At 57.0% G+C, this 24,172-nt stretch carries 20 protein-coding genes; 7 read left to right on the top strand and 13 right to left on the bottom strand.

The window, feature by feature from the left end; translation table 11 throughout:
- The first annotated feature begins 55 nt into the window (after positions 1 to 55).
- Positions 56 to 1,441 carry an L-seryl-tRNA(Sec) selenium transferase gene (selA, locus tag ACNQ0T_RS19840; protein WP_417648164.1) on the top strand — a complete coding sequence of 462 codons (1,386 nt, stop codon included), beginning with the start codon at positions 56 to 58 and terminating at the stop codon, positions 1,439 to 1,441.
- On the top strand, positions 1,438 to 3,276 hold the full coding sequence (gene selB, locus ACNQ0T_RS19835) for a selenocysteine-specific translation elongation factor (RefSeq protein ID WP_023298869.1): 1,839 nt from the start codon (positions 1,438 to 1,440) through the stop codon (positions 3,274 to 3,276). The genes selA and selB overlap by 4 nt, the downstream gene beginning before the upstream one ends.
- 3 nt (positions 3,277 to 3,279) lie before the next feature.
- Here selB and ACNQ0T_RS19830 read toward each other — a convergent pair whose 3' ends face one another.
- Positions 3,280 to 4,164 (bottom strand): ROK family protein, encoded by an 885-nt coding sequence (locus tag ACNQ0T_RS19830; protein ID WP_023298868.1) that lies wholly within the window; start codon positions 4,162 to 4,164, stop codon positions 3,280 to 3,282.
- Between the two features lie 166 nt (positions 4,165 to 4,330).
- Here ACNQ0T_RS19830 and aldB point away from each other — a divergent pair, with 166 nt between their 5' ends.
- Positions 4,331 to 5,869, top strand: coding sequence for an aldehyde dehydrogenase AldB (gene aldB, locus ACNQ0T_RS19825; RefSeq protein ID WP_063148430.1), 1,539 nt, complete (start codon positions 4,331 to 4,333; stop codon positions 5,867 to 5,869).
- Between the two features lie 132 nt (positions 5,870 to 6,001).
- Here aldB and ACNQ0T_RS19820 read toward each other — a convergent pair whose 3' ends face one another.
- On the bottom strand, positions 6,002 to 7,951 hold the full coding sequence (locus ACNQ0T_RS19820) for a glycoside hydrolase family 127 protein (protein ID WP_063148431.1): 1,950 nt from the start codon (positions 7,949 to 7,951) through the stop codon (positions 6,002 to 6,004).
- 10 nt (positions 7,952 to 7,961) lie between these two features.
- Positions 7,962 to 9,362, bottom strand: a complete 1,401-nt coding sequence (locus tag ACNQ0T_RS19815; protein ID WP_022649754.1) for an MFS transporter — start codon at positions 9,360 to 9,362, stop codon at positions 7,962 to 7,964.
- Between the two features lie 225 nt (positions 9,363 to 9,587).
- On the opposite strand from ACNQ0T_RS19815, the gene ACNQ0T_RS19810 reads away from it, so the two are divergent.
- Positions 9,588 to 10,406: an AraC family transcriptional regulator gene (locus ACNQ0T_RS19810; protein ID WP_022649753.1), complete on the top strand. Its 819-nt coding sequence runs from the start codon at positions 9,588 to 9,590 to the stop codon at positions 10,404 to 10,406.
- On the opposite strand, the gene araD is transcribed toward ACNQ0T_RS19810, so the two are convergent.
- From araD to yiaK, 8 genes are all read right to left on the bottom strand, one after another.
- Positions 10,407 to 11,102 (bottom strand): L-ribulose-5-phosphate 4-epimerase, encoded by a 696-nt coding sequence (gene araD / locus ACNQ0T_RS19805; RefSeq protein ID WP_038416909.1) that lies wholly within the window; start codon positions 11,100 to 11,102, stop codon positions 10,407 to 10,409. It lies immediately after the preceding gene.
- Positions 11,096 to 11,956: an L-ribulose-5-phosphate 3-epimerase gene (locus ACNQ0T_RS19800; RefSeq protein ID WP_038416908.1), complete on the bottom strand. Its 861-nt coding sequence runs from the start codon at positions 11,954 to 11,956 to the stop codon at positions 11,096 to 11,098. Before ACNQ0T_RS19800 ends, araD begins: the two co-directional genes overlap by 7 nt.
- A 2-nt stretch (positions 11,957 to 11,958) precedes the next feature.
- On the bottom strand, positions 11,959 to 12,612 hold the full coding sequence (gene ulaD / locus ACNQ0T_RS19795) for a 3-keto-L-gulonate-6-phosphate decarboxylase UlaD (protein ID WP_023298862.1): 654 nt from the start codon (positions 12,610 to 12,612) through the stop codon (positions 11,959 to 11,961).
- Entirely contained in the window at positions 12,609 to 14,114 is a 1,506-nt protein-coding gene (locus ACNQ0T_RS19790) for an FGGY-family carbohydrate kinase (protein WP_417930341.1), read from the bottom strand. The genes ulaD and ACNQ0T_RS19790 overlap by 4 nt, the downstream gene beginning before the upstream one ends.
- 76 nt (positions 14,115 to 14,190) lie before the next feature.
- The gene (locus tag ACNQ0T_RS19785; protein WP_063201713.1) at positions 14,191 to 15,510 is read right to left on the bottom strand and encodes an MFS transporter; all 1,320 of its coding nucleotides are present in this window, start codon (positions 15,508 to 15,510) and stop codon (positions 14,191 to 14,193) included.
- A gap of 45 nt (positions 15,511 to 15,555) precedes the next feature.
- Entirely contained in the window at positions 15,556 to 16,482 is a 927-nt protein-coding gene (locus ACNQ0T_RS19780) for a DUF4862 family protein (protein ID WP_023298859.1), read from the bottom strand.
- A gap of 26 nt (positions 16,483 to 16,508) precedes the next feature.
- Positions 16,509 to 16,976 (bottom strand): YhcH/YjgK/YiaL family protein, encoded by a 468-nt coding sequence (locus ACNQ0T_RS19775; protein WP_015572753.1) that lies wholly within the window; start codon positions 16,974 to 16,976, stop codon positions 16,509 to 16,511.
- 10 nt (positions 16,977 to 16,986) lie between these two features.
- The gene (yiaK, locus tag ACNQ0T_RS19770; protein WP_275061946.1) at positions 16,987 to 17,985 is read right to left on the bottom strand and encodes a 3-dehydro-L-gulonate 2-dehydrogenase; all 999 of its coding nucleotides are present in this window, start codon (positions 17,983 to 17,985) and stop codon (positions 16,987 to 16,989) included.
- A 224-nt stretch (positions 17,986 to 18,209) separates the two neighbouring features.
- On the opposite strand from yiaK, the gene yiaJ reads away from it, so the two are divergent.
- Together yiaJ and ACNQ0T_RS19760 are read left to right on the top strand one after the other, a co-directional pair.
- Positions 18,210 to 19,028, top strand: coding sequence for an IclR family transcriptional regulator YiaJ (gene yiaJ / locus ACNQ0T_RS19765; protein ID WP_015572751.1), 819 nt, complete (start codon positions 18,210 to 18,212; stop codon positions 19,026 to 19,028).
- A gap of 3 nt (positions 19,029 to 19,031) precedes the next feature.
- Positions 19,032 to 19,487 (top strand): 4Fe-4S dicluster domain-containing protein, encoded by a 456-nt coding sequence (locus tag ACNQ0T_RS19760; RefSeq protein ID WP_275061947.1) that lies wholly within the window; start codon positions 19,032 to 19,034, stop codon positions 19,485 to 19,487.
- Positions 19,488 to 19,494: 7 nt separating this feature from the next.
- Here ACNQ0T_RS19760 and avtA read toward each other — a convergent pair whose 3' ends face one another.
- Together avtA and ACNQ0T_RS19750 are read right to left on the bottom strand one after the other, a co-directional pair.
- Positions 19,495 to 20,748: a valine--pyruvate transaminase gene (gene avtA, locus ACNQ0T_RS19755; RefSeq protein WP_022649751.1), complete on the bottom strand. Its 1,254-nt coding sequence runs from the start codon at positions 20,746 to 20,748 to the stop codon at positions 19,495 to 19,497.
- A 241-nt stretch (positions 20,749 to 20,989) separates the two neighbouring features.
- On the bottom strand, positions 20,990 to 23,020 hold the full coding sequence (locus ACNQ0T_RS19750; protein WP_193543125.1) for an alpha-amylase: 2,031 nt from the start codon (positions 23,018 to 23,020) through the stop codon (positions 20,990 to 20,992).
- A gap of 313 nt (positions 23,021 to 23,333) precedes the next feature.
- Here ACNQ0T_RS19750 and ACNQ0T_RS19745 point away from each other — a divergent pair, with 313 nt between their 5' ends.
- Entirely contained in the window at positions 23,334 to 24,158 is an 825-nt protein-coding gene (locus tag ACNQ0T_RS19745; RefSeq protein WP_022649749.1) for a protein bax, read from the top strand.
- Positions 24,159 to 24,172: the final 14 nt, after the last annotated feature.

Raw genomic sequence — 24,172 nt, 5'->3', positions numbered from 1 at the left:
GTTAACTCCCTCTCCCGTCGGGAGGGGGGAAGATATTTACTCGCCAGGCGCATTCATGACTACTCATCATTCCCTCTACAGCCAGATCCCCGCTACCGATCGTCTGCTTCGTGATCCGCGCATCACTGCGGTGCTGGAGCAGTTTGGCCATACTGCAACGGTCGACATGCTACGCCAGCTTCAGGACGATGCGCGTCGCCATATTCAGGCTGAAAACGCGCTACCCGGCTGGTGCGAGGCATGGGCGCAGGAAGTTGAATGGAGGCTGAGCAAGCACGCGCAAAGCGCGTTGCGCCCGGTTATTAACCTGACGGGCACGGTTCTGCACACCAATCTGGGCCGGGCACAGCAGGCAGAAGAAGCGATAGAGGCCGTCACCCGGGCCATGCGCTCGCCGGTGACGCTGGAGTACGATCTGGACGGCGCCGGGCGCGGGCATCGCGATCGCGCACTGGCGGATCTTCTCTGCCAGATCACCGGCGCGGAAGATGCCTGCATTGTGAATAACAACGCGGCGGCGGTGCTGTTAATGCTGGCGGCCACCGCGAGCGGAAAAGAGGTTGTCGTCTCTCGCGGCGAGCTGGTGGAGATCGGCGGGGCGTTTCGTATTCCTGATGTCATGCGCCAGGCGGGCTGCACGCTGCATGAAGTGGGCACAACCAACCGTACCCATGCAAAAGATTATCGCGCGGCGGTGAATGAAAACACTGCCCTGCTGATGAAAGTGCATACCAGCAATTACCACATTGAGGGGTTCACCAAAACGGTGGAAGAGGCCGAACTGGCCGACATCGGGCGCGAGCTAAACGTGCCGGTGATTGCCGATCTCGGCAGCGGGTCGCTGGTGGATATGCGCCAGTACGGTCTGCCGAAAGAGCCAATGGTGCAGGAAATGGTTGCTGCGGGCGTAAGCCTGGTCAGTTTCTCCGGCGACAAACTGCTGGGCGGGCCGCAGGCGGGGATTATCGTCGGCAAGCGCGAACTGATTGCGCAGCTACAGCAGCACCCACTGAAGCGCGCCCTGCGTGCCGATAAAATGACGCTGGCCGCGCTGGAAGCCACGCTGCGGCTCTATCTCCACCCGGAGAAACTGGCTGACCGCCTGCCCACGTTGCGTTTGCTGAGCCGTGATGAAGCCTCTGTTCGCGCGCGGGCGGAAGCGCTACTGCCGCAGGTTGCTCCTCATTACCCTGAGTTTGAAGTTCGTATCGAGCCTTGCCTGTCGCAAATTGGCAGCGGCTCGCTGCCCGTGGACAGGTTACCGAGCGAAGCGCTGACGTTCACCCCGCGCGACGGACGCGGAAGCCAGCTTGAGGCGCTGTCGGCGCGCTGGCGTGCATTACCGACGCCAGTGATTGGCCGGATCGGTGATGGTCGTATGTGGCTGGATTTACGCTGCCTGGAAGATGAAGGGCGGTTTCTGGAGATGATGTTGAAATGATTATTGCCACCGCCGGTCACGTTGACCACGGCAAAACCACGTTATTGCAGGCCATTACGGGCGTGAATGCCGATCGCCTGCCGGAAGAGAAAAAGCGCGGCATGACCATTGACCTGGGTTACGCCTACTGGCCACAGCCCGACGGTCGCGTGCTGGGCTTTATCGACGTGCCCGGCCACGAGAAGTTTCTTTCCAATATGCTCGCGGGCGTGGGCGGGATCGATCATGCTCTGCTGGTTGTCGCGTGCGATGACGGGGTGATGGCGCAAACGCGCGAGCATCTGGCGATCCTGCAACTGACGGGAAACCCGCAGTTGACCGTCGCCCTTACCAAAGCGGACCGTGTGGATGAGGCGCGTATCAACGAGGTGCGTGAAGAGGTACTGGCGGCGCTGAGTGAATATGGTTTTAAGGATGCCGCTCTGTTTGTCACCGTGGCGACAGAAGGCCGCGGTATCGACGCTCTTCGCGACCATTTGCAGCAGATCCCGTCTCGTGAGCATGCCAGCCATCACCGCTTCCGTCTGGCGATCGACAGGGCGTTTACCGTGAAAGGGGCTGGGCTGGTGGTGACCGGTACCGCGCTGAGCGGCGAAGTTAACGTGGGCGATACCCTGTGGCTGACGGGCGTGAACAAACCCATGCGCGTGCGCGGGCTTCACGCGCAAAACCAGCCGGTGGAACAGGCCCATGCCGGGCAGCGTATCGCGCTGAATATTGCTGGTGATGCCGAAAAAGACCAGCTTAACCGCGGCGACTGGCTGCTGGCCGACGCGCCGCCGGAGCCTTCTGAACGGATTATCGTTTCTCTACAGACCCACACGCCGCTGACCCAGTGGCAGCCGCTGCATATCCATCACGCGGCCAGCCACATCACTGGACGCGTGTCGCTGCTGGAAAACGATCTCGCCGAACTGGTGTTCGACTCCCCGCTCTGGCTGGCGGATAACGACCGCCTGGTTCTGCGCGACATCTCCGCGCGCGAAACCCTGGCGGGCGCCCGCGTGGTGATGCTGAATCCGCCCCGTCGCGGCAAGCGTAAGCCCGAGTATTTAGCGTGGCTGGCCTCGCTGGCCCAGGCCCGTGACGACAAGTCTGCGTTAGATATCCACCTTGAGCGTGGTGCGGTGGATCTGGCTGCGTTCGCCTGGGCGCGCCAGCTCAGCGGTGAAGGATTGCGTCTTCTGACGCAGGAGCCGGGTTTTATTCAGGCTGGCAACAGCCTGCTGAACGCGCCGGTGGCGGCGCGCTGGCAGCGTAAAGTGTTGAGCACGCTGGCGACCTATCATGAACAGCATCAGGATGAGCCCGGTCCGGGCCGTGAACGTCTGCGGCGTATGGCGTTGCCCATGGAAGACGACGCGCTGGTGCTGTTGCTGATTGAAAACATGCGTGAAAGCGGCGTGATTGCAAGTCATCACGGCTGGCTACACCTGCCGGAACATAAGGCCGGTTTTACCGCTGAGCAGGACGCGGTCTGGCAAAAAGTGGCGGCGCTGTTTGGCGATGAACCCTGGTGGGTGCGCGATCTGGCGCGTGAAACCAATACCGATGAGCAGCTGATGCGTCAGGTACTGCGGCATGCGGCGCAGCAGGGCATGATTGTGGCGATCGTGAAAGATCGTTATTACCGCAACGATCGGATCGTTGCGTTTGCGAACCTGATCCGGGAGCTGGATCAGGCGCGCGGATCAACCTGCGCCGCAGACTTCCGCGATCGGCTGAACGTAGGACGCAAACTGGCGATTCAGATCCTGGAGTATTTCAACCGCATCGGGTTTACGCGTCGTCGTGGCAATGACCATGTGCTACGCGACGCGCAGTTATTTCCGTAAGCGTTAAGCGCTGCGCGCCTGCTTCTGCTTAGCCAGCCAGACCGCGCCCAGCCTTCCCGCCTGGTTACCCAGCTCGCAGGGAAGGATGGGCACCCGGAGCGCTTCCCACTCCTCGAATCGCTGTAAATATTTATCCAGCAGGAGATAGATTTTCTCCTGCTCACTAATGCCGCCGCCAATCAGCACCGCCTGCGGATCAAACATAGAGATCACGCTGTAAATACCGCGCGACAGACAATGCGCCCACGCTTCAATGGCTTCGCGCAGATGCACGTCGCTGTCCATGCGTTTAAACAGCTCCTCACCATCAGGCATCTCATCTTCCGACACGGCCAGCGCGCGGCGGCAGGCTTTCATCAGGCCACTGGCGGACGCCACTTCATGCATCGGCTCGCCCTCATTGCCTACGGGCAGCACGCCAAACTCACCCGCCCGGTAGTGCGACCCGCGGTAGAGATCGCCCTCCATGACGATACCGCCGCCGATGCCGGTGCCGATGGTGATGCAGACGAAATGCTCATAGTCCTTGCCCGCGCCCTGCCAGCGCTCGCCCAGCGCCGCGCAATTGGCATCGTTTTCGATTGTCACGGGGAGATCGGTCAGCTGTGCGAACAGTTCGCACAGGTTTTCGCCGTCAAGATAGTCCAGCGCCCCGGCTTTGGCCGCTTCGCCAGTATGGTGATTGATATGTCCTGGAAAACTCACGCCAATACTGGCGATCTCGTGCTCCTGGCAGTATTTATCCACTACCGCTTTCCACTTCTCTTTGAAGGTGCTTTCATCGTCCGGCGTATCATATTCATCGGATGTCAGTTCTTCGCCGTTTTCATTAATTACGCCGTGTTTGATGTGGGTTCCACCCACGTCAAAGCCGATAAATAGCTGCATTGCATCATTCCTCATGAGCCCTTGAGCTATTAAGTATGGCTGCGGCGACAGAAACGAAACGTAAAGTACGGTAATCCGTGATGCGGCTCGTAAACCCGCTACCCGCTGGCGAGAAAATCACCAGCCGGAACTACCCTTGTTGTACAACAACAGCAAGGAGACGGTCATGACAAACAATCCTCCCTCATCGCGTATCCAGCCTGGCGAGTATGGTTTTCCCCTTAGGCTGAAGCCCCGCTATGACAACTTTATCGGCGGCGACTGGGTGGCGCCCGTCGACGGTGAATACTATTCCAACCTGACGCCCGTTACCGGCCAGCCGCTGTGTGAAATTGCCAGTTCGGGCAAGCGGGATATCGATTTAGCGCTGGATGCGGCGCATAAGGCGAAAGATAAGTGGGGGCAAATGTCCGTTCAGGACAGAGCGGCCATGTTGTTCAAAATCGCCGATCGGATGGAGCAGAATCTGGAGCTGCTGGCGACCGCAGAAACGTGGGACAACGGCAAGCCGATCCGCGAAACCATGGCGGCGGACGTGCCGCTGGCGATCGACCATTTCCGCTATTTTGCGTCCTGCATCCGTGCCCAGGAGGGGGGAATAAGTGAAGTTGACAAAGATACCGTGGCGTATCACTTCCACGAGCCGCTCGGCGTGGTGGGGCAAATTATTCCGTGGAACTTCCCGCTGCTGATGGCGAGCTGGAAAATGGCGCCCGCGCTGGCGGCGGGTAACTGCGTTGTGCTGAAACCTGCACGCTTAACGCCGCTTTCGGTACTGCTGCTGATGGAGGTAATTGGCGACCTGTTGCCGCCGGGGGTCATTAACGTGGTCAACGGGGCCGGGGGAGAGATCGGCGAATATCTGGCTACTTCAAAGCGTATCGCCAAAGTGGCGTTTACCGGCTCAACGGAAGTGGGTCAGCAGATTATGCAGTACGCGACCCAGAACATCATTCCGGTCACCCTGGAGCTGGGCGGGAAATCGCCGAACATCTTCTTTGCCGACGTGATGGATGAAGAGGACGCCTTCTTCGACAAAGCGCTGGAAGGGTTTGCGCTGTTTGCGTTTAACCAGGGCGAAGTCTGCACCTGTCCGAGCCGCGCGCTGGTGCAGGAATCCATTTATGAGCGCTTTATGGAGCGGGCGATCCGGCGCGTGGAGTCGATTCGCAGCGGTAATCCGCTGGATAACGTTACCCAGATGGGGGCGCAGGTATCGCATGGCCAGCTGGAAACCATCCTCAACTATATTGATATCGGTAAAAAAGAGGGGGCCGATGTGTTGACCGGCGGTCGTCGTAAGGTGCTGGGCGGCGATTTGCAGGAGGGCTACTACCTTGAGCCGACTATCCTGTTCGGTAAGAACAACATGCGCGTTTTTCAGGAGGAAATTTTTGGACCGGTGCTGGCCGTCACCACGTTTAAAACCATGGACGAGGCGCTGGAGCTCGCTAACGACACGCAGTATGGCCTGGGGGCGGGCGTCTGGAGCCGTAACGGTAACCTTGCCTATAAAATGGGCCGCGGCATTCAGGCCGGACGCGTATGGACAAACTGCTATCACGCCTATCCGGCTCATGCGGCGTTTGGCGGCTACAAACAGTCGGGCATCGGGCGCGAAACCCATAAGATGATGCTGGAGCACTACCAGCAAACGAAATGTCTGTTAGTCAGCTACTCCGATAAACCGCTGGGGCTGTTTTAATCTCCCGGCTCAGGCCGTCCCGGGCGGCCTGAGCCGGGTTAAAGCCGGGTGGCGGCTTCGCCTTACCCGGCCTACTTTTTACTCCCTCTCCCGTGGGAGAGGGCTGGGGTGAGGGCAACAGGCCGCAGTTATTCAGCCTTCATCCACCCATATCCGCATTTCCCCTTCTCCCCGGTTTGCCCAGCTGAACCACGGAATAAAGGTCAGCGTCTGGGGCTGACGTTCTACCGGCGAGTGGTCGTACTGCCACAAGGCATCAGTGTCCTTCGCCTGACACCCGATCCCTTCCGCCTGTATCAGCATCTTGTGCGCGAAAATGCCTTTGCCTTCAAATACCCGAAACGCGCTGTCTTGCGGCAAATAAAGGTTATGCAGATTTGCGCCGTTATCGGCTTCTTCCAGGCAGTAAACCAGCGGCCCACGCTGCAATGCGACTTTCCCCGCCTGCTGGCGCACCTGCGGGTTGCCGTACACGCGGCGGACCGGCATCGGTAACGTCAGCGTCAGCGTGTCGCCTTCCTGCCAGCGGCGGTTTAGGTATAAGTATCCACGGGAGACCTCGCCTGTAATGGCTTGACCATTGAGCGAAACAGCCGGTTCCGCACACCAGTCCGGCAGCCTCAGGGCCAGCGTGTGAGTTACCGGAACTGGTGAGGTTATCTCGATTTTCACCTGCTCATGCCACGGATAGTTTCCGCTAATACGCAGCTGGAGGGTGTTTTCCCCCACCGGAATGGCGACATCGTTTCCCACGTACAGGTTGATCAACAGCGCGTCCGGGCGAACGGTATAAATATAGTGCCCCAGCGAGGTCAGCACGCGCGCAATATTCGGCGGGCAACAGGCGCAGCCGAACCAGCGCTGGCGCACCGGTTTCACGTGGTCATAGATATGGTTAAAGGCCAGTGTTTTCGGGTGCACTTCCAGCGGATTCACATAAAAGAAATGCTTACCGTCCAGCGCCATGCCACCCAGCACCGTGTTGTATAGTGCGCGCTCCATCACGTCGGCGTAGTGGCCGTCCGCCTCCATCTCCAGCATCCGGCGGGCAAACATCATCAGGCCGATGGAGGCGCAGCTTTCGGCATAGACCGTATCGTTGGGCAGATCGTAATCGCTGCTGAATGCCTCGCCGCTGCTTTGGGAGCCAATCCCGCCGGTGATGTACAGCTGGCGCTGTGCCATGTTGTTCCACAGCCGCAGGCAATCCTGACGTTTCCCTTCGTCGTTGCTCAGGCGCGCCAGATGCGCCATGCCCGCCATCAGGTAGACGAAACGCACGGCATGGCCGATGGCCGTTTGTTGTTCGGCAAGGGGCTGATGCGCCTGACTGTAGGCTTTGTCCTTGACCATCCACGCCGGGCCATAGGTGTTCCAGTATGACGTTCTGCCGCGCTTCTCATATTCGATATCGTAGAAGTGAGGCTGTGTGCCGCGTTCCTCAATAAAGTATTTCACCAGATTGAGATAGCGTGGCTCCTGCGTGACGTCGTACAGCCGCATCAGCGCCAGCTCGATTTCCGGGTGGCCCGGATAGCCGTGCAGCTGGTTTTCGCCCGGGCCAAACACGCTGTCGATATGATCCGCCAGCCTGCACACCACGTCCAGCAGGCGGCGCTTTCCGGTTCCCTGGAAATACGCCACACCCGCTTCAATCATATGCCCGGCGCAGTACAGTTCGTGGCACTCGGCCAGATTGGTCCAGCGCTCGGCCGGTGCTTTCACCGTGAAATAGGTATTGAGATAGCCATCTTCACACTGCGCCGCTGCGACCAGCTCGATCACCTCGTCGGCGGTTTTTTCCAGTTCGGCATCCGGCTTCTGGCACAGCGACCACGCCACGGCTTCGAGCCATTTCGCCACGTCGCTGTCCTGAAAGACCATCCCGTAAAACGCCCCCTGTTCCAGACCGGCCGCGATACGGAAGTTGGCGATGGCGTGGCTGGGTTCAGCCTCCGCCACGCGATCGTTAAGCGCATCCCACTGGTAGGGGATTACCACATCGCGGACCAGCCGTTGGTACTGACCAAGAAACGGGTCGTTGATTTTCAGCTGATGCAGGTCGGCTTCCATTATGGTCATATCGTTCTCCTCAGGACTGTACATGACGCTGGCGCAAATCGGTTGCAATGCGCGACATCACGGGATTGTTAAGCCTGCACCAGCGGATAGCGACCGCCAGCAGCAGGTGGAAAAGGGCAGGGAGCAGCGTCTCCATGGCGGTGATGCCCTGCAATGAGGCGGGTGTCTGGTTGCCCGCGCCTGGCTGATAGGCCACGGCAATAAACACCAGGCTGATGATCCCGGCGCTGGATGCCCACGCGAGCTTGATGAAAAATAGATTGAAGGCGAAATTCATCCCCGAGGAGCGCACGCCGGTTTTCCATTCGCCGTAGTCATCGGCAAAGGCCATTAGCGAGAAGTGAAGCGGCAGGGTGAAGCCCAGGATCACGCCGTTACTTAAAATCACGATAAGCCAGAGCGTCTGGTGCGCCGGGCCACCTGGCAGGAACCACATTCCCATAGCAAGCGCAGCGAGTACCAGGTTGGTGTAGTAGTAGAGTTTGACGGTATCAATCCGCCGCGACAGCGGGTTGACGATCACCGCGCCCAGAATGGCGGCAAAGGTCACCATGGTGAAAAACAGCGAGGTGTACGCCGTGCTGCCCTGAAGCACGTAGGTGATGAAGTACATGTACCCGCCGCCGCGAATGTTGAAGACGTTGATCAGCAGAAACGACATCACCAGCATCAGCAGCAGCTGATCGTTTTTACGCAGGCCCGCCAGGTGCTCGCGCAGGGTAAATTTCCCCATCAGCGCAAGCGGGACGCGCTCGCGCACCCAGAAGAAGCAGCACAAGAACATCACCACAGCGATGGCGCACAGTACGCCGACGCCCAGCTGATAACCCCGGGCGGTATTGCCCTGTCCCAGCTCTGACACCAGCCACGGCAGGCCAACGGAGACCAGAAAGCCCGCCACGCCGCACAGTACGAAGCGCCAGGACTGGCAGGATATTACCTCGTTGTGGCGGGTGGTCATGGTGTTGATCAGCGCGCAATACGGCACGTTGATGGCGGTATAGCCTACGGACAACAGCAAATAGGTGCCGAACGCCCAGGCGATTTTCACGCCCATGCTGGCGTCCGGGACGGTGAAGGTCAGCACGCCGACGATCCCGATAGGAAGCGCGACCCACAGCTGCCACGGACGAAAACGCCCCCAGCGGCTCTGCGTGCGGTCGGCAATCACGCCCATCACCGGATCGGAAATCGCGTCAAATACCCGAAGGGCAATAAACAGCGTGCCCACCAGCGCGGGCGTCAGGCCAAATACATCGGTATAAAAAAAGGTCAGGAAGTTCATGATCAGGCAGGTAATTACCGTGCCGCCCGCGTCGCCCAGGCCGTAGCCAATTTTCTCGCGGACTGACAGTCGGTCATCGGCTGCCTGTTTTGCAACTTCTGCGTCTGTAATCGGTGTGGAAGTCATGGGGTAACTCCTCGATAAACGATTTTTTATCGTATTTGTGCAAGGTACCCCATTTATTCTGCATTCAACGGGCAGACCAACAAGGGAAGGGAAAAGTATAAAAAGGTGACGATTCCGACCTGATGGTAAAACTGTGAGTTTGATCGAGCTGTTCTGCTGTTATTTATTAATAATCAAACAATAAACGCAATATTAGCCACCATAAAAGCGGGAAATTGAATATCCATGCTTGAATTATCCATAGCACTTCCGATTAAGGTTCAAAATGGCGGGTTATTTATCTCCCGGGGCGTGGGTCGTCATCCCGCACGAAAATTATCTTCGTGGGAGATAATCTTTGTCGAAAAAGGGACATTAACGATCCAGGAGGAAAATACGCTGTTTGAGGTAAACGCCGGCGAGAGTTTATTACTTTGGCCGAAGCGGCGGCATGTCGGCGTGGAAGATTTTCCGGGCGATCTCAAATTTTACTGGCTGCATTTTGAGGTGGATGAAGGCTTGCCTGCGTTGCCAGGTGCGACGCCACTGTCGATTGAGCAACACTGTAGCGTGCGGGATCCGCAATATGTTATTGCGTTATTCCGTCAGTTTTTAAGCGAGCAGGAAAAATTACAGCGTAGCCAGGCGCTGGAGATAATTTTGCTGTTAATTTTGCAGCAGATATCGCTCTCGCCGGGATATGAAGATAAAGCGGATGATGCGGGCGCAGCAATGGCGTGGAAGGCCAAACAACTTATCCGCACTCACTTTCATTTGCCCATATCCACTTCACAGCTGGCGAAAGAGCTGCACTGCAACGCAGATTACCTGGGGCGAGTATTTCGCCGGACGTTTCATTTAACCCTGACGGAGGCAATACACCGCCAGCGCGTCAGGGCCGCTGAAAAATTGTTGCTGAACGATGCGGCCTCATTAACTGAAGTGGCCACCCGGTGCGGTTTTAATGACGTGGGTTATTTCCGGCAGATATTCTCGAAACATACCGGGTTAACGCCCGCCGTCTGGAAACGGCGGTACTGTAAAGAGCATATTAATTCCGGATGATTACTGGCCGTAATAGGCATTTGCGCCATGCTTGCGCAGGTAATGCTTATCCAGCAATTCCTGCTGCATAACCGGAAGCTGTGGTGCAAGCTGGCGCGAGAAAAGCCCCATATAGGCGCACTCTTCCAGCACCACGGCATTGTGTACCGCATCGGCAGCGTCTTTGCCCCAGGCAAACGGGCCGTGAGAGTGTACCAGCACCGCCGGGACCTGCATCGGGCTTATGTCGCGCTCCTCGAAGGTTTTGATAATGACTTCCCCCGTCTGGTATTCATATTCACCCGCGATTTCAGCCGTGGTCATCAGCCGCGTGCAGGGGATCGCACCGTAGAAATAGTCCGCGTGCGTCGTGCCCCATGCGGGTAAATCCTGCCCCGCCTGCGACCAGATGGTGGCGTGGCGGGAATGGGTATGCACGATGCCACCAATTTCCGGGTAACGACGATACAGCGCGAGATGGGTCGGGGTGTCGGAGGAGGGTTTTTTACTCCCCTCGACCACTTTACCCGTGGCGATATTTACCACCACCATATCTTCTGCGGTCATCACGTCGTACTCCACGCCGGATGGTTTGATCACCATCATGCCGCTGTCACGGTCAACCGCGCTGACGTTGCCCCAGGTGAACGTCACCAGCTGGTGGGCGGGCAGGGCGAGATTTGCCGCCAGCACCTCGGCTTTGAGTTGTTCTAACATGTCATGCCTCCTTCCTGCATTCGGGCTTCAATCCAGCGGCGCGCCTGGATGATCTCCAGTACCGGCTCTTTGGCTTTCTCGGTCCACATTTCAATCAGAAATGCGCCGCGATAGTTAAGTTGATTCAGCGTGTTAAACACGCCAACGAAATCGACGCAGCCCTCGCCAAACGGCACATCGCGGAACTGGCCGGGGCTTTTTTCGGTTACGGGCCGGGTATCTTTCAGATGGATAGCGGCGATGCGGTCAATGCCCAACGTCAGCTCGGCGGTGACGTCGTTGCCCCACGCGCTCAGGTTGCCGACGTCCGGGTAAACGCTGAACCACGGCGAGGCGAGCATGTCGTCCCACTTTTTCCACTTGCTGATGGAGTTCATAAACGCGGTGTCCATGATCTCTACCGCCAGCATTACCTGCGCGGAAGCGGCCTGCTCTACGGCCCACGCCAGCCCTTCGGCAAAGCGCTGTTGCGTGCCCTCGTCATGCTCCTCGTAGTACACGTCATAACCCGCAAGCTGGATGGTGCGAATACCCAAATCACGGGCCAGCCGGATGGCTTTGGTCATGATCTCGCGGGCGCGTTCGCGCACGGTGTCATCGCGGCTGCCAAACGGGAAGCGACGATGGGCAGACAAGCACATCGACGGGATGGCCACGCCGGTCTCCAGCATCGCTTCCACCAGAGAGGCGCGCTGCGTGGTACTCCATTCAAGGCGCGATAAACGCTCGTCGGTCTCATCCACCGACATCTCCACAAAATCGAAGCCGCAGCTTTTTGCCAGAACCAGGCGCTCCGGCCAGGAGAGATCTTTTGGCAGCGCTTTTTCGTAAATGCCTAACGGATGCTGACGCATGGTTACTCTCCCCAGATGTCGCGAATTTGCGAATGGAATGCTTGTGCCACCTGCGGCGGATTGGCGGCGCCTGCCAGCGCGCGCCCGGCAATGAAGGCTTTGACGTTGATCTGCTTAAACAGCGGCAGGTCAGCGGGGGTGATACCGCCAGTGATGGAAAGCTGTAGCCCGATATCGGACAACGCCTTCATTTTGCTGAGATCCGCCTCGCCCCACTGCTGGCCGCTGGCCTGTGCGTCGCGCCCGCGGTGGTATATCGCCTGCTTCACCCCGATGCGGTGCCACGCGCGCGCGTCGTCCAGCGTCCAGTTGCCAAACAGCTCCATCTGGATCTCGCCGCCGCCGCGCAGTGCGACCTCGTGGCCACGTTCAACGGTGGCCAGCGGGGCGGCACAGATGATGGTCATCCAGTTTGCGCCTGCGCCAAACGCCTGCTCAGCCAGCGTTTCTCCGGCATCGGCGACTTTCCAGTCCGCCACGATAATTTTATCCGGACACTGAGCGCGCAGGGCGCGAACGGCGTTTAGCCCTTCGGTCAGGCACAGAATGGTGCCGGCTTCGACGATGTCGACGTGATCGGAAAGCGTCGCGACATCCCGCTGCGCGGCCTGAAGTGAGGTGTGGTCGAGCGCCAGCTGCAATAATGGTCGGCTCATAGGTCGTACTCCTTAACACGGGCGTGATAGCCCTGTAATGCTGAAATCAGTAGCTGGTAACGGTGATATTTGCGCTGGTAGGCGACATGGGCACGCATGTCAGGTTCAATCATCCGGATGTCATGCCTGAGGGCGCGCTGAGCGGCGTAAAAATCGGGATAGAGACCTGTACCGACGAGCGCGGCCAGCGCCGCACCGGAACAGCCGGTCTCTTCCACCTGCGGGAGTTCAATCGCCAGGCCGCTGACGTCCGCGAGCATCTGCATCCACACGTCCGAATGGGTGGGGCCGCCCGTCACGCGCAGGGTCTGCACGTGGGGAAAGCGTTCGAGCATACGGTTGAGGTGGGTCATGTGGCTGAATACCACCCCTTCATAAACCGCCTGGAGAAGGTGCGCGCGGGTATGCAGCGCCTGCAAACCATAGAAGCCGCTGGTCATCTCCAGTCCGGCGTTGCTGCCGTAGATGAAAGGCAGGAAGAACACATCGCTTTCAGCTTTTGGCAGGCTGGCCACGGCGTGGTTAATCTCATCGAATGACATTTCGCCCCATTGGGCCGTCAGCCATTCCAGGTTGCCGGACGAGGTGGGGCTGGCTTCGTGAACGATGAACTGCTGCGGATGGACATAGCGGCCATAGACGTAGGGGAACGGCTCGTTGTCGCGGATGCCGTGGGCAATCCCACTGGTCACGGCCCAGGTCCCCATTACGGCATTCAGCGTATTTTCGTCATGCAGCCCGGCGCAGATCGCGGTGGAAACCACATCAAACAGTCCACCAACGACGGGAGTACCCGCCGTGAGACCGGTCAGTGCGGCTGCCTGAGCGGTGATTTCCCCGCAAATTTCTGCTGAACCGATAATAGGCGGCAGGGCACCGTCAATGTCGCTGATGCCGAGCCAGCGCGTGAGCTGCGGATCGTACTGCCCGGTATTCATGTTGTAGAGATTGGATTCCGAGATGTTGCTCTCTTCGCAGCCTTTGACTCCGGTCAGACACCAGCGCAGGTAATCGTGCGCCATCATCACGCTGCCGATTTGCTGATACCGCTGCGGCTCGTTCTCTTTAACCCAGCGCAGGAGTGAGGCCGGATGCCCCGTCCACAGCGTCTGGCGAGTATGCGGATAGAGCTTTTCGGGTATACCGTCCTGCTGCCAGCGTTGCACGATCTCCAGCGCACGGCGATCGGAGGAGAGTATGGCGTTACCCAGGGGGCGATCCTGTTTATCGAGCAAAAACAGCCCCTTGCCCTGGGCTGAAATGCCAACGCCTTTAATCTGACCGCCGTCAGCGCCTGAATTTTTAAGCAGCAGGGCGACGGTTTTGTGGCAGTGCTGCCAGAGCTGGTGCATATCCCGCTCGGCGTAGCCAGCGCGTGGGCTGAGCGTGGCCACTGAGCGGCGTTCAATACAGACTTCTTTGCCCTGGCTGTTGTATAAACCGGCTTTCAGATAAGTACCGCCACAATCGATACCCAGCCAGAAGGGCTCTTTTTCACTCATCTTCTTCTCGCTTAATTGCCGGGTGGCGCTTCGCTTACCCGGCCTACGGTTTGGTTTAGTGAATCAGGTGAGGGCCTCAGGCCGCACGCTTATGCGAGTTCACCGTGGGGTTGGGCTCTGCTCCGGCATCGCATTTCCCCGGTAACAGCAGGGCCAGCAGCGATGCCAGCGCCAGCGAAACCGCCAGGCAGTAAACGCCTGCGTCTTTGCTGTACAGGGTGATCAGTACGCCTACCGCATAAGGACCGCAGAACCCGCCGAGGTTGCCCAGGGCATTAATCACGCCGCGAGCGCCACCCGCCATCTCAGCGCTGAACAGACGCGCCGGGATGGTCCAGAACACGCCCGCTGCGGATTGCAGGAAGAAGCCACAGCCCACCAGAGCGGCATAGGCCAGCCAGGTGTGCTCTTTCAGCGCCACGGAGAGGAACATGCAGAGCGCAAAGCCAATCAATGGCAGGGAAACAAACAGCTTGCGCTTGCCGGTGCGGTCAGAGAGCGTAGAGAACAGGAACATGCCGGCAATGGCGCCGATGTAAGGCAGAATGGCGAGCATTCCCACCTGGCCGATGCTGGTGTGCGTCAGTTCTTTCAGAATGGTGGGCAGCCAGAGGGTGTAACCGTAAATGCCGGTCTGGTAGAAGAAGTTGAGGGCGATCAGCTGCCACATGGTTTTGTCAGACAGCACTGCGCTGAGCGAGGCGTTTTTCACCTCTTTACCCGCAATGGCCTGCTGCTCTGCCGCCAGTGTTTGTACCAGGTAGTTTTTCTCGGCCTCAGAGATCCAGCGCGCTTCCTGCGGCCGGTCGTAGACGGTGAACGCCCACAGCACCAGCACAACAACGGACATCAGACCTTCAATAATGAACAGCCAGCGCCAGTCGAGAGCGGTGATAATCCAGCCCGACAGTGGGGCGGTGATGATCCCGGCGATGGGCACGAACATGATCACAATCGCGTTGGCGCGGCCGCGCTCGGCATCCGGGAACCAGTTACTGATCATCGTGAGCACAACGGGCAGCATCCCGCCTTCCGCCACGCCGAGTAAGAAGCGCAGCACCAGCAGCTGATACTGGTTGGTTACAAGCCCGGTCAGAACCGAGATCACCGCCCAGGCAACCAGCGACCAGCCGATAAACTTCTTACCGCTGCCGTGCACGGCAATTTTGCCGCCGGGAACTTGCAGGAACAAATAGCCAATAAAAAAGATCCCCCCCGCCAGGCCCGCCATCGTGGCGGAAATGCCCAGCTCTTCGTCCATACCGCCGGGCATCGCAAAAGCTATATTTACGCGGTCCATATAGGAAATAATGCAGGCGATAAGAATAGGGGGAATGATCCTTAGCCAGCGCTGGCGCGGAATGTCCGCGTGTAGAGCATTAGAAGAAATATTCATAGTTAATATCTCAGTGAAGGTAACCGGAAAATGTATTCTTTATTTTTATTGTGATGCTTTATTCATAGCGCTAATGCCGTCGCGCAAAATAGCGATGCGATGGCTGACGTCAGCATTAGCATTTATTTCCAGTAATTTAATACCGGAGAATTTCAATGTTGCGGCGCTCGCCGCAGTAAACAGCGTTTTTACATGTTCAGTGGACATGAGACTGTCGGCGCAGAACGAAGAAAACGGCGCGTGCAGATCCTGCCATTCTCCGTACTCACCGCGAGGGGTCGTGCCCGAAAACATCAGCGCCCCCAGTTTCCCGGCAGCGAGTGCCGCCTGAACATGTTCCAGCGGAAGGGCGGTGTTGCGACCTTCGATGGCCGAACGTGCCCAGTTGATACAGACGCTGATATCGGTCTCTCTCACTACCTCCAGCACCTGCTCTAAGGGCAAGAACCCTTTACGCGGCGCCGGGCTATTCATCGCATCACAGTGTTCCAGCACCAGATCGCAGCCCCAGTCCCAGCTCGCGATTTCCCTTACCGAGCGGGAGAATGCTTCTGTCGCTTGCTCGACAGAATCATTACCCGCCTGTGGTGCGGCCTGCATTTCCAGAGCGACCACTTTCCCGGGAAAGCGGGTGTTAACGGCATCAATCTTTTGATGCAGATGGCGGTAATATTCAATGCACGCTTTACGTTGTTCTTCGTCCGCGGACGCCAGGCCAAACGCGCCGTTGCTGCCGCGGCGGCGCATGGTTTCCATAACGGCTGTGACAACGATCTGCCAGTTGCCCGGCGTATGACGAAACAGCCATTCATCACCAAACGGATGGAGATTTTCAAGGCAAGGTTGTTCCAGCCCGCGAATATTTGGCGTGTCGGAAAGTTCCCGCCAGAAGGCGTGTTCTTCCTGCTCCCCTTTCTGGTGAAACGAGGGTGCGCAGGGGTACGCACCAATAATAAAACCGGTGTTGGTCATTTCGCATTCCTGTATTTATCAGAAAATTAATCTAATTCGCTGATGGCCACTTTCACCACAATTTTACGAATTGCGGATCCCTTGTTTTTAATACAGGCAGGACGGTGAACATCCTGCGGGAAAAATATGGCGTAACTGCCAGGGATCATTTCGATAAACGACTCGTGTTCGCTGTCGTGATAAAAAATAATATCCCGTTGCTCCAGCAATGATTCGCTGATTTTGTTATTCCCGGTATCAATAGCAATACCGATTTTTTCTTCGCCCCAGGCCAAAAACTGGATATCCAGATAGCGGCGATGGACTTCAGGGCGGTTCTCGTGCTGTTCCTTTGTGGTGAGGTCGAGAACCTGGGCAAAAATGTTGCGGCCTTCAATTTCGATCACGCCCGGCGCCAGGGTGGTGAAATCCGTGGTACGCAGAAAATTAAGCGCCTTTTCTATCGCCAGCGGCAGGCGACATGGATTTGGCTGTGCAATATGTCCGAATATCATGACCCACTCCTTACAGAGACTGGATTTTCGCCCACACGCTGTCGTCAACCGTGATGCCGTTGCGGCGATTCTCCTCCAGCAGGCGTGTGAACTCATGGCCTGGCAGACGGACGGCGACATTTTCATCAGCGCGTTCTGCGGTGGTGATGAAGTCCATGATGCGCTGTAGTTTGGCATCGCGGGTTGGACCGTCGATCAGGCGATCCACTTCGATGGCGATAAAGATCTGCGATACGCCGTATTCATCGCTGTTGTCCTGGGTCACTTCCGCGACGGACGCGCCGTCAGAGAGCAGGGTGGCGATCATGTCGAGCACAATCGACAAGCCGGAACCTTTCCAGTAGCCCATGGGCAGAATGCGACGGTTTTTCTCAATCACGCCCGGCTCTCTGGTCAGACTGCCTTCATCGTCAAAGCCGCCGTCGACCGGTAATTCGCGTCCGGCCAGGCGATTCACCTCCAGCATGCCGTAGGAGAACATCGACATCGACATATCGACCATGGTGATTGGATTCGACGGGATAGCGACGATCAGCGGGTTTGTGCCGATGCAACATTCTTTTGATCCCCACGCGGGCATCACGGCAATAGAGTTGGTCCAGCAGATGCCGATATAGCCTTTCTCCGCCGCCTGCCAGCCGTAGCTGCCGCCGCGCATCCAGTGGTTAGCGTTACGCAGCGCCACCAGGCCGATCCCGTGATCGGACGCCAGCTCGGTAGCACGGTCCATCATCTTCTTCGCCGTCAGGTTGCCGATGGAACGCTGGGCATCCCACTGTTCGATGGCGCCTAATGTCGTTACGCGTTTCGGCTGGGCGTCAGGGATGATGTCGCCTGCGTCAAGCTGCTGAATAAATCGCGGGAAGCGGTTGACGCCGTGTGAATAAACGCCGGACTCCGTGGTGCGGGCGAACATCTCGGCGCAGGCGTCTGCGGTATCCGCTTTTACACCGCGATCGAGCAGAACCCGATTGAACGCCGCTTTCAACTCTTCGAAGGTCACTTTCATCCCTGTTCTCCTGTTTTTTTAGGGGCAAGTGCGAGTGCTTTTTTATCGCTAAATTTCACTATACGAAATCTGATTTCAAATATAACGATCAAATTTTGTCAGATCAACGACATTCACGTTTTTCAAAATCGATTAAAATCAAATGGTTGTGTTTTTTCTGTTGAGATCGTGAACTAAACCACACTTTGCGCTACCATCAGGGCGCGATAAACAGGAGCCATTTGATGAGCATAAAAGAGAGCGAAATGACGCAAGAAAAAGAGAGGCCAGCAGGTAGCCAGAGCTTGTTTCGCGGCCTGATGCTGATTGAAATCCTCAGTAACTATCCGAACGGGTGTCCGCTTGCGCATTTATCAGAACTGGCGGGGCTGAATAAAAGCACCGTGCACCGGTTATTGCAGGGGTTGCAGTCGTGCGGGTACGTGACGCCGGCACCGGCGGCAGGGAGCTATCGTCTGACCACCAAATTTATCGCCGTCGGGCAAAAGGCGCTTTCATCGCTCAATATTATTCACGTGGCGGCGCCGCACCTCGAGGCGCTGAACATTGCCACCGGCGAAACGGTCAACTTCTCCAGCCGTGAAGATGATCACGCGATCCTGATTTATAAGCTTGAGCCAACAACCGGTATGCTGCGCACGCGCGCATATATCGGCCAGCACATGCCGCTCTATTGTTCTGCGATGGGCAAAATCTATATGGCGTTTGGTCATCAGGATTACGTGGCGAGCTACTGGGAAAGCCACCAGGAACAGATCCAACCTTTGACCCGCAACACCATCACCGAACTGAGCGCGATGTATGATGAGCTGGCGGAAATTCGCGATCACAGTATGGCGATGGATAAAGAAGAGAACGAGCTGGGTGTGTCATGTATCGCCGTGCCGGTCTTTGATATTCACGGGCGCGTGCCCTATGCCATCTCCATTTCGCTGTCGACGTCGCGCATGAAGCAGGTGGGCGAGAAAAACTTGTTAAAACCGCTGCGTGACACGGCGGAAGCTATCTCGAAAGAACTGGGGTTTAACGTGCGCGAGGCGTAACTGATGAACCGATTTATTCTGACGGATCCTGAAAAATGTATCGGGTGCCGCACCTGTGAGGTGGCGTGCATGATGTCGCATCAAAGCAGCGCCACGCCAGAAGCGTTTACGTCACGTATCCGCGTGGTTAAGGGGGGAACCCTCACCACGGCCGTGGGCTGCCACCAGTGTGAAGATGCGCCCTGCGCGAATGTCTGCCCGACGGGGGCCATTCACCGTGCTGCGGGAGCCTGGCTCGTTGAGCAGGCTCGCTGTATCGGCTGCAAAAGCTGTATGGTGGCGTGCCCGTTCGGGGCAATGCAGGTTCGGGTTGTGGGAGATCGCGTTCAGGCGCTGAAATGTGATTTGTGCATGCATCGCGAGGGCGGTCCCGCCTGCGTCGAAGCCTGTCCCACCCACGCGCTGCGCTGCATAGAACCCGCCAGACTACGCGCGGAACGGCTGCGTAATCTGGCCTGAGGTTTTATTAACCGGCCTCGCGCCAGGCGTTCTCAATCTCTTCGGCGAGAATTTTCACACCCGCTTCGATTTTTTCCGGGTCCGGGACGTAGTTCATGCGCATGCACTGGTGCGTATGCGGCCACGGCTTATCCAGACCCGGGAAGAAGTAATCCCCCGGGACCATCAGCACGCCACGCTTTTTCAGACGCTGATAAAGCAGCTCTGTCGTAATGGGCAGATCCTTAAACCACAGCCACAGGAAAATTGCCCCTTCAGGTTTATGGATCAGGCAGCGTTCCTCCGGTAAGTAGCGGCGAAGGATGGCGATAGTTTCCTGAACGCGCTGAGAGTAAAACGGCTTGATCACCTCATTTGACAGGCGCAGCAGGTCGTTACGCCTGATCATCTCGCACATCATCGCCGGGCCGATGCCGCCAGGGGAAAGGCTGATAATGCCGTTCATGTTGGTAATGGCGGTGATGATTTTCTCGTTAGCAATGATAATGCCGCAGCGGCTGCCCGGCAGGCCCAGCTTGGAGAGGCTCATGCAGAGGATGATGTTCGGGTTCCACAGCGGACGCGCTTCGCTGAAGATGATCCCCGGGAACGGTACGCCATAGGCGTTATCGATCACCAGCGGGATGCCGTGCTGATTCGCCAGCGCATCCAGCTTCATCAGCTCGTCGTCGGTGATCACGTTCCCCGTCGGGTTGGTGGGACGAGATACGCAGATCATGCCCGTCTCTTCACCGATATGCAGATGTTCAAAATCGACGTGATATTTGAACTGGCCCTCTGGCAACAACTCGATATTCGGACGTGCGGAAACAAACAGGTCTTCTTCGAGGCCGGCATCGGCATAGCCGATATACTCCGGTGCCAGCGGGAACAGCACTTTTTTCGTGGTGCCGTCGGCGCGGCGTCCGGCGAACAGATTGAATAAGTAGAAAAACGCGCTCTGACTGCCGTTTGTCAGTGCAATGTTCTGTGGTTCGATATCCCAACCCAGCGCTTCCCGTAGCATTGTCGCCAGAAGCGTCAGTAGTTCTGTTTTACCCTGAGGGCCGTCGTAATTACATAGCGCATCGGTTGCTTTACCGTTTTCCAGCATGTCTGCCAGCAGCGTCTGGAAGTAGGTGTTCATCTCCGGAATTTGAGCCGGGTTTCCACCGCCAAGCATGATAGCGCCTGGGGTGCGCAGCCCGTCGTTGAGGTCCTCCATCAGGCGGGTAATGCCTGAATGGCGGGTAAATTTGTCGCCGAATTGTGAAAACGTCATAGCAGGTGATCTGTCGGGCTTAATATGAAAGGCAGTAACCATAACGCCAGCACCGTGTTGGTGCAAATCGGCGGATGTGGTCGGATTTGTTGTTTTGTATGGTGGAGAGGGATTATTGCAGTGAATCGTTCTGATGAATGTCTCCTCACCCCGACCCTCTCCCCAAAGGGGCGAGGGTGAAAGACCGCACCGTGCAATCCCCTAGCCCCTTAGGGGAGAGGGTTAGGGTGAGGGGGCTGTTCTACTGATTACCCGCCCACACCACCATCACCTTATCGCCCTTGTGCTCGCGCACAAAGCCGTAGCCTTCTTTCATTGACAGCGTTGTTTGCTTGCCTTCACCCACAGCCGGATGACGGGCGCGGAACTGCCCCAGAAGCTGCCAGTGGGCGACAGTTAACGCCTGTTTACCCGTGACGTCCTGCCAGTTCATATCCGAACGGGTTCCCTGTAGCGGATCGGAGCCTGTCGGGCCAAATGGACGCTCTGATTCATCGCCGTAATAGATCTGCACGCTTCCCGGCGCCAGCAGCAGTAACTCAGCGGCGCGCTGACCCCCTTCACGGAACAGACGCGTATCGTGGGAGGAGAGATAGCTCAGCACATTAAAACTTTGCAGCTTTTCTGCCATTTGCTGCCAGGTCAAATCCATATCTGCCAGACAGTCCACTGCTTTCGCCGCCTGCTCCTGATAGTCAAAGTTGATCATCGCATCGAAGCCGTGGCGGTAATAATCGCTGTGCATCACGCCGTGGCCCCAGGATTCACCGGTCATCCAGAACGGCGCATCGTCGAGTTTTTTGTCCGGGTTGGCTGCCTTCCACGCGGCCAGCGCCTGGCTGGCCTGGTCTTTCAGTTGCTGCCAGGCTTCATGCTCAACGTGTTTGGCGGTATCGACCCGGAAACCGTCGATGCCGTAGTCACGTACCCACTGGCTAAGCCAGTGGGTCAGGTAATCTCGCGGCGTGAAATTCGTCATCACTTTCGCGTTGGTGTCGGGCTTGTGTTGATAAAAGTTCGGCAAACCTGACGGGGTTTTTGATTCCGTTTTCAGATCCGGCAGGAAGGCCAGGGACATGGTCAAGTCGTCAAAGCCCGGGTTGTCGTAATCACCGATATCGGTACGGATCCATTTTTTACCCCACCATTTTTCCCATGCGGCTTTGTCACTGAAGTTGATGTAATCGTTGAAGCTGTGCCAGCTTTGACCCGCGCCTGGTTTCCAGTCAGTCCAGCGTTCGCCGAGCGTTTTTTTCAGCTCATCTCCCTGTAAATAGAGTGCGCCAAATTGATATTCCTGCATATCTGCAAGCGTCGCATAGCCCGCGTGGTTCATGACAACGTCAAACAGGACGCGGATACCGCGCCTGTGTGCGTCGTCGACAAGCTGGCGTAAATCATCTTCGTTGCCCATGTTGGCGTCGAGTTTCGTCCAGTCCTGGGTGTAATAACCGTGATACGCGTAGTGGGGGAAATCCCCTTTGGTGCCGCCGCCAACCCAGCCGTGGATCTGCTCCAGCGGGGAGCTTATCCAGAGCGCATTCACGCCCAGTTGCTGAAGGTAATCCAGTTTGCTGGTAAGCCCTTTCAGATCGCCGCCGTGGAAAGTACCTATCTCCTGCATACCATCTTTATGGCGGCCATAGCTGTTGTCGTTGGTGGGGTCGCCATTCACGAAGCGATCGGTCAGCACGAAATAGACGGTGGCGTTTTGCCAGCTGAACGGCGCGGGTTTGTCCGTTTCGGCGCGCTCAAGCAGCAGCAGGCCATTGCTGTTGGCGGCTGGCTGAAGAGTCACTTTGCCATTTTGAACGGTCGCGGTCTGTTTGCTGTAAAAATCACGCACCACCGTGCCTTCCGGGAACGTGTTAACGACGTCGATCGTGAGCGGTTTGCCGTCCCACTTCGGGCACTGGCGGGTAACGTTTGCGACAGGCTGTGGCGCCGCACTTTGTACCGTCAGCATCAGCGTCGGCGTTCCAGAGCGCGTATCAATGCGCATCTGATAAACGCCGTCACGGAATAATCGCCACTGCGGTGGCGTGCCTTCGCACGGTTTGAGCGACAGCATCTCGTTGAGCTTAATGGCCTTTGTCGGCTGCCAGCACGCGTTGTCAAGACTCAACGTCAGTGGACGGGTACCCTTCGCAAGCGTTGCCTGGCTGGTAAAGACGCCGGTACCTTCAGCGTTGAATGCGTCAAATCCCGGCGATGACCAGTCGGCATGCGCGAATGCGGGTAACATCAGAACAGCTAATGCAGTGCGTTTCATTCCATTTTCCTGTCGCGGCATTTTTGACCAGTGTGCCATTCGGCTCAGGGGAAAAACTCCTCCTCTGAGGCTTTCTGCCAGGAGGACGCATAGGGATGAGTGATCCCGCGCAAAATTAGGCAGTTATCTGCGATATCGCGCACATTTTTCCAGTGTTGGTGCTTTAATGAGCATGTTCCGGATGACATAGTTTCGGAATTGGACTATTTATAGACGTGCTCTTGAAGACTATTTTTGGTACGATTTGAGATTCCGCTCTCAAATTTTGAAGAAAATAAGGTGTTGGAATGCTTATATCCGACCAGGAGACCTAATGATATCGACTCCCATTCGACGATATGGGGCCGCGATACTCATGTTACTCACCATGGCATTTTCAGGTGAGGTGCTTGCAAAGACGCACACGGATACAACGAGTAAGAAAGCCCACGTAATAAAGACGACAAGCAGTAAGGTTAGCAGTAAACAAGAGTATTCTCGCAATAGTGCAAAGAGTAGTTCACTTCCTGATTTGCGAAAATACCCTTCCGGGACACCAAGGAAAAAAGCGTTTCTCCGGACGGTAATGCCTTACATTAAAAGTCAAAATGCCGCGATTACTGCGGATCGTAACTGGCTGATCGCCAAACAGTACGATAGCCGCTGGTCGCCGTCTGAGCGCACTCGCCTGAAAGACATCGCCAAACGCTATAAAGTGAAGTGGAGCGGGAACACGCGTCGTGTGCCGTGGAACACTCTGTTAGAGCGTGTGGACATTATTCCAGGCAGTATGGTCGCGACAATGGCCGCCGCCGAAAGCGGTTGGGGCACCTCGAAGCTGGCGCGCAACAACAACAATCTGTTTGGCATGAAATGCGCAAAAGGTCGTTGTACTAATGCACCCGGCAAGGTGAAGGGCTATTCACAGTTTGAATCGGTGAAAGATTCCGTGAATGCCTATGTGGTGAATCTGAACACCCACCCGGCCTACTCTTCGTTCCGTAAGTCACGCGCGCAGCTGCGTAAGGCGGATCAGGAAGTGACGGCCACGGCGATGATCCACAAGCTGAAAGGTTATTCCACCCAGGGACAGCGCTACAACAACTACCTGTTCTCAATGTACCAGGATAACCAGCGTCTGATTGCCGCACATATGTAATGAAAAACGCCTTC

It is taken from the genome of Enterobacter cloacae complex sp.6700776, assembly GCF_048284255.1.
Classification (GTDB): Bacteria; Pseudomonadota; Gammaproteobacteria; order Enterobacterales; family Enterobacteriaceae; genus Enterobacter; species Enterobacter intestinihominis.
The sequence above is the reverse complement of the archived record's forward strand: the minus strand, read 5'-3'. Positions and strand labels throughout refer to the sequence as shown.

Excerpts from the sequence above, each read along its gene's own strand:
- selA (WP_417648164.1), top strand. The coding sequence starts at position 56 with ATGACTACTCATCATTCCCTCTACAGCCAGATCCCCGCTACCGATCGT.
- selB (WP_023298869.1), top strand. The coding sequence starts at position 1,438 with ATGATTATTGCCACCGCCGGTCACGTTGACCACGGCAAAACCACGTTA.
- ACNQ0T_RS19830 (WP_023298868.1), bottom strand. The coding sequence starts at position 4,164 with ATGCAGCTATTTATCGGCTTTGACGTGGGTGGAACCCACATCAAACAC.
- aldB (WP_063148430.1), top strand. The coding sequence starts at position 4,331 with ATGACAAACAATCCTCCCTCATCGCGTATCCAGCCTGGCGAGTATGGT.
- ACNQ0T_RS19820 (WP_063148431.1), bottom strand. The coding sequence starts at position 7,951 with ATGACCATAATGGAAGCCGACCTGCATCAGCTGAAAATCAACGACCCG.
- ACNQ0T_RS19815 (WP_022649754.1), bottom strand. The coding sequence starts at position 9,362 with ATGACTTCCACACCGATTACAGACGCAGAAGTTGCAAAACAGGCAGCC.
- ACNQ0T_RS19810 (WP_022649753.1), top strand. The coding sequence starts at position 9,588 with ATGCTTGAATTATCCATAGCACTTCCGATTAAGGTTCAAAATGGCGGG.
- araD (WP_038416909.1), bottom strand. The coding sequence starts at position 11,102 with ATGTTAGAACAACTCAAAGCCGAGGTGCTGGCGGCAAATCTCGCCCTG.
- ACNQ0T_RS19800 (WP_038416908.1), bottom strand. The coding sequence starts at position 11,956 with ATGCGTCAGCATCCGTTAGGCATTTACGAAAAAGCGCTGCCAAAAGAT.
- ulaD (WP_023298862.1), bottom strand. The coding sequence starts at position 12,612 with ATGAGCCGACCATTATTGCAGCTGGCGCTCGACCACACCTCACTTCAG.
- ACNQ0T_RS19790 (WP_417930341.1), bottom strand. The coding sequence starts at position 14,114 with ATGAGTGAAAAAGAGCCCTTCTGGCTGGGTATCGATTGTGGCGGTACT.
- ACNQ0T_RS19785 (WP_063201713.1), bottom strand. The coding sequence starts at position 15,510 with ATGAATATTTCTTCTAATGCTCTACACGCGGACATTCCGCGCCAGCGC.
- ACNQ0T_RS19780 (WP_023298859.1), bottom strand. The coding sequence starts at position 16,482 with ATGACCAACACCGGTTTTATTATTGGTGCGTACCCCTGCGCACCCTCG.
- ACNQ0T_RS19775 (WP_015572753.1), bottom strand. The coding sequence starts at position 16,976 with ATGATATTCGGACATATTGCACAGCCAAATCCATGTCGCCTGCCGCTG.
- yiaK (WP_275061946.1), bottom strand. The coding sequence starts at position 17,985 with ATGAAAGTGACCTTCGAAGAGTTGAAAGCGGCGTTCAATCGGGTTCTG.
- yiaJ (WP_015572751.1), top strand. The coding sequence starts at position 18,210 with ATGAGCATAAAAGAGAGCGAAATGACGCAAGAAAAAGAGAGGCCAGCA.
- ACNQ0T_RS19760 (WP_275061947.1), top strand. The coding sequence starts at position 19,032 with ATGAACCGATTTATTCTGACGGATCCTGAAAAATGTATCGGGTGCCGC.
- avtA (WP_022649751.1), bottom strand. The coding sequence starts at position 20,748 with ATGACGTTTTCACAATTCGGCGACAAATTTACCCGCCATTCAGGCATT.
- ACNQ0T_RS19750 (WP_193543125.1), bottom strand. The coding sequence starts at position 23,020 with ATGAAACGCACTGCATTAGCTGTTCTGATGTTACCCGCATTCGCGCAT.
- ACNQ0T_RS19745 (WP_022649749.1), top strand. The coding sequence starts at position 23,334 with ATGATATCGACTCCCATTCGACGATATGGGGCCGCGATACTCATGTTA.